Source organism: Brachybacterium tyrofermentans, assembly GCF_014897585.1.
In the GTDB taxonomy this organism is placed as follows: Bacteria; Actinomycetota; Actinomycetes; order Actinomycetales; family Dermabacteraceae; genus Brachybacterium; species Brachybacterium tyrofermentans.
In genome coordinates this window covers 1-3,824 of record NZ_JABUXW010000063.1, presented here as the reverse complement: position 1 = coordinate 3,824, position 3,824 = coordinate 1, and the positions used below count along the sequence as shown (strand labels likewise).

General features: G+C 67.4%; 3 protein-coding genes. All 3 read right to left on the bottom strand.

From position 1 onward, the window contains the following. A partial coding sequence (locus INT49_RS20570; protein WP_193119596.1) for a bifunctional DNA primase/polymerase occupies window positions 1-899 on the bottom strand: 899 nt, incomplete at its 3' end. Between the two features lie 247 nt (window positions 900-1,146). Beyond that, window positions 1,147-2,523 (bottom strand): hypothetical protein, encoded by a 1,377-nt coding sequence (locus INT49_RS20565; RefSeq protein ID WP_193119595.1) that lies wholly within the window; start codon window positions 2,521-2,523, stop codon window positions 1,147-1,149. 56 nt (window positions 2,524-2,579) lie between these two features. After that, window positions 2,580-3,824 (bottom strand): IS3 family transposase gene (locus tag INT49_RS20560; RefSeq protein ID WP_193119594.1). Its coding sequence is split into 2 segments (ribosomal slippage), with 1,246 coding nucleotides annotated over them: window positions 2,580-3,499 and window positions 3,499-3,824; the frame shifts between segments, so codons are not numbered across the junction. This gene is flagged as partial in the annotation.

Below are 3,824 nucleotides of genomic sequence, written 5' to 3'. Positions count from 1 at the left end.
TCGCTTCCCCAGCAAATGCTGGAATCAGCGTGTCCACGAACAAGGGGCAGGCCCCGGTCATCCGGTACATCGACGGCCCTCGTGGTGCGGTGTGCGGAGCGGATCGTCGCCGTGATCTCCTGCGGCTCGAGCCCGGCGTCGATCGCGGCAGGCTCGAGCAGCGCGAAAGTGTCGGGTACGGGCAGGCCAGCCTCAGCAAGTCGGCATGCGGCCCAGAACAGTCCCGCGTTCCGGTTCCCTTCTGGCAGTGCGGCGACCCAGGCTGCGAGTTGCTCTACCGGCCGCTCCCGCAGTACCGCCGGTTTGGCCGGGTGGTGTGTTCGCTCGGGCTGGGGTGTCAGCAGCTCGCGGATCGCATCCGCATCGACGGGGCGCGGGTTGCGGCCGTGGGCGATGGTCTCGTAGCGAAGGTTCCCGCGGTCGGTGGTGATGGTGGAGGGTGGGGCGATGATGTATCCGCCGGTGCCGCGGAAGTCCACATGCGCCCGACTTCGAGACCACGACACCCGCGCCACATCTGAATCTGCCGGGTAGTACAAATGCAGGCCACCCGATGGGGAACGCACCGCCTGCCCCCACCCGTCGATCAGCCCCTCCCGCCGCAGGGTGCGGAGAATCGGGTATCCGGTGCCGGTGGCGTGCACATCCACGTCCAGCACGCCGATTACGGTCCCGGTGGGGATGCCGATATTCGCTTCCGGATGCCGTCCCCACCAGGCGGCGATTTGCGCGGGGTCGGTCGTGGCGTCACGGAACCCATGCGTCGTGAGCGGGCGCTTCTGACCCGGCACACAGGGGAACACCGGGATACCCGCGGCAGCATAGGTGGCGGCGGCTTCTCCGAGGTTCTTGGGGAGGCTGGTGGGCAGCGGCCAGGCGGTGGCGTCGGTGATGATCATGTGCACCTCCTTTAGGACACGGCACGGGCCTGGGGCTCGTGCGCGGTATCCACAGGGAAGGTGCGTCAACAAACCGTGCTGGCCGCAGATTCTCCGCTCTGAGCATCCCTTCTGAACCTCAACCCCTACCCGAGGTCGCGTGGTTGCCGCGAGCGTTTCCGGGCAGGATGCGCCATTTCGTCAAGAACATGCGCCAAATCGTCAAACACACCGACCCCCAGCACCACCGATCGGGAATGCCCCTCTGCTACAGGTTCCGGCCGGGACCACGGCCTAGCGTGGGTGGCTCGGGGCCGTCCGGGTCCGTGTCCAGGTGCTGTTCTCGTTCGGCGAGCAACTCGCTCAGCAGCGCCCCACGTTCCAGCCTCGTCAGCGCCTGCTCAGGAGGGCGAATGTCCGAGGGTGTGGCAGCCGTCCGCCCGGTACCGAGGACCGCGGCGTTGATCCGGGCGAGGATTATCGCGGGGTCGTGCTGTTCGGTGTCCTGCTCCAAGATGCGGGCGATCTCGTTCACCACGGCACTGTCGTGCTCGGCGGGTGCGAACGCCGCCGACGCCATCACCCCATCCCCGACCGGGACACGGCCGACGACGAGCCGGAACTGGCCAGTCCGGTCGTACCCTGTCGCGTCATACACGCCTGGCGGCATCCAGTCGTGCGCCTGCGACGCCTGCCCGGCGTATAGCTCAGCCCCAGCCGGGTCGTCAGGGTCGACGACGCGGATGTCGGGGTCGGCAGCGAACAACATGGCCGACAGTTCCTCCCGCTCCCGCCGGTCCAACAACGGTTTGCCTTCCCCGGCGGTCTCTCGCTCCACGAGTACACGGAGGGTTTGCAGGGCGATCAGATCCGAGGGCACCCACTCACGGTGAAACCGCTCCGGAAGGAACATCGTCCGTGGGCCACCTTCGGCAAGCAATCCCTGCAGGCCGTGTTCACGGCGGAGTGCGGTCGCGGTGAACTCGGACCGCCACTGGGCATGGTCGGACCGGAACCGCATATCCTCGTACTCGCCCTCGAACGACGGGGCAACCGCGACGAGATAGTCCTCCTTCACCGGCTCCACCGGCAACCGCTCCCGCTCCAGCAGATCCACGAGACCGTCCCGGACCCGCTCTGCCCGCTCCAACCGATCCAACGCCTCCGGGAGACGTGACGCCTGCACCGCGAGCGAGAGACACTCATCCCGCCACCGCTCATGCGCATCCTCGAAGCCCTCGCGGTCGGGTGTGCCGTCTGGGAGGCGGAAGTCACCGGCGGCTGGTTCGGGTGGGAACATCTCCGCCACGATCTCCGGGAACCCCGAGCCGTCGAACGGCTCCCACCCTGGTGACGGCACCACGCGCGCGGCCGGCGAATGCGAGGAGTCGACTGCGGGTTCCCAGGAGCGGATGTGTGGGACGTGGTCGCCGAAGTCTTCGCCGAATACTCGGTCGCCGTCTGTGCGGAGCTGGTTGGGAGGACCGGCGAGCTCCTCGATCAGTACCTCGTCGACCATGTGCTGCGCCTCGGCTTGGGTGCGGGCGAGGACATCGAAAGCGATCACCACCCGATGCGGGCGCGGCGGCTCAGGCGAATATCCCAACGGCGGGATCGCGATATCGGACATGATGAAAAGCTCCATTCACACTCGGATAGACAGGACGGGGCCTACCCCCGGTTCGTGGACACGGGGGTTGTTTACGCTGCGAGCGCGAGTTTATCGGTGTAGGCGCGTTCGTAGGTGTTCGGGGACTGGTAGCGGCACCAGGAGTGGCGGCGCTTGGTGTTGTAGCGGGTCAACCAGCGGAACATCGTTCGACGGCAGGACAGCTCGTCGGTGAAGCACGCGGCGTCGCGGAGGACCTCGCGTTTCGCCGTCGCGTTGAAGGACTCCGCCATCGCGTTGTCGGCGCTGGAGCCGACGGCTCCCATCGACTGGGTCACGCCGAGCCGGGCGCAGAGATCGGCGTAGGCCTTCGAGGTGTAGACCGAACCGTGGTCGCTGTGGAAGATCGCTCCTGCCAGAGATCCACGGGTCGCGGTGGCGGCCTTGAGTGCATCAGCGACGAGGTCGGTTCGCATGTGGTCCGCGATCGCCCAGCCCACCAGGCGGCGGCTGTAGCAGTCGATCACCGTGGCGAGATACAGGTTCCCACCCCCGCCGGTCTCGGACAGCGGCAGGTAGGTGATGTCACCGACGTAGCGCCGGTTCGGCGCCTCGGCGGTGAAGTCCCGGCCCAGCAGGTCAGGAACGACCTGGTCGGCAGGCTCCGGCACCGTCGTGCGGTGCCGGCGCTTCTTGACGAACCCGGCGAGGCCAGCGGTCCGCATCACGCGGGCGACCCGCTTGTGGTTCACGCGGTCCTCGAGTGCGGCACCGTCGTTGAGCTCGGCCGTGATCCGTGGGACACCCTGAGCGTCGTCCTTGGCGTGGATGATGCGGATCCGCTCCAGCAGCTCCGCATCGTGGGCGGCTCTCTCGGCCCGTGCCGGGGCGCCTGCCTGCCAGGCGTAGTAGGAGGAACGCTCGATCTCGACGAGCTCGCACAGTCGCTTCACCGGGTAGGTGGCGTGGTGGTCGGCGACGAACTGGAAGCGACTCACCAGCGCGTCTCCCCAGCGAAATACTTAGCGGCTTTCTGGAGGATCTCCCGCTCCGTGGTGAGCTTCGTCGTCTCCGCTCTCAACTGGGCGTTCTCTGCTTCCAGGCGAGCGACGCGTTGCTCGAGCGGCTCATTGGGATCGGCCGTGCTGGGCGTCGGCGCGGACCGCAACGGACTGTCGGTCAGCGTGCCGTCAGCCGCGGTCTTCTTCCCACTCCCGTGGGTCTCGAGCCACTGCCGCAGCGTGCCTCGGACGATCCCGAGGTCCTCCGCGATACCGCGGAGCGTCGCTCCCGGTGTCGACTCGTACAGGTCAACCGCCTGCTGGCGAAACTCTTCG

What these genes read in the sequence shown, in the direction of transcription:
- INT49_RS20565 (WP_193119595.1), bottom strand. Translation starts at nt 2,523, where the DNA reads ATGGAGCTTTTCATCATGTCCGATATCGCGATCCCGCCGTTGGGATAT.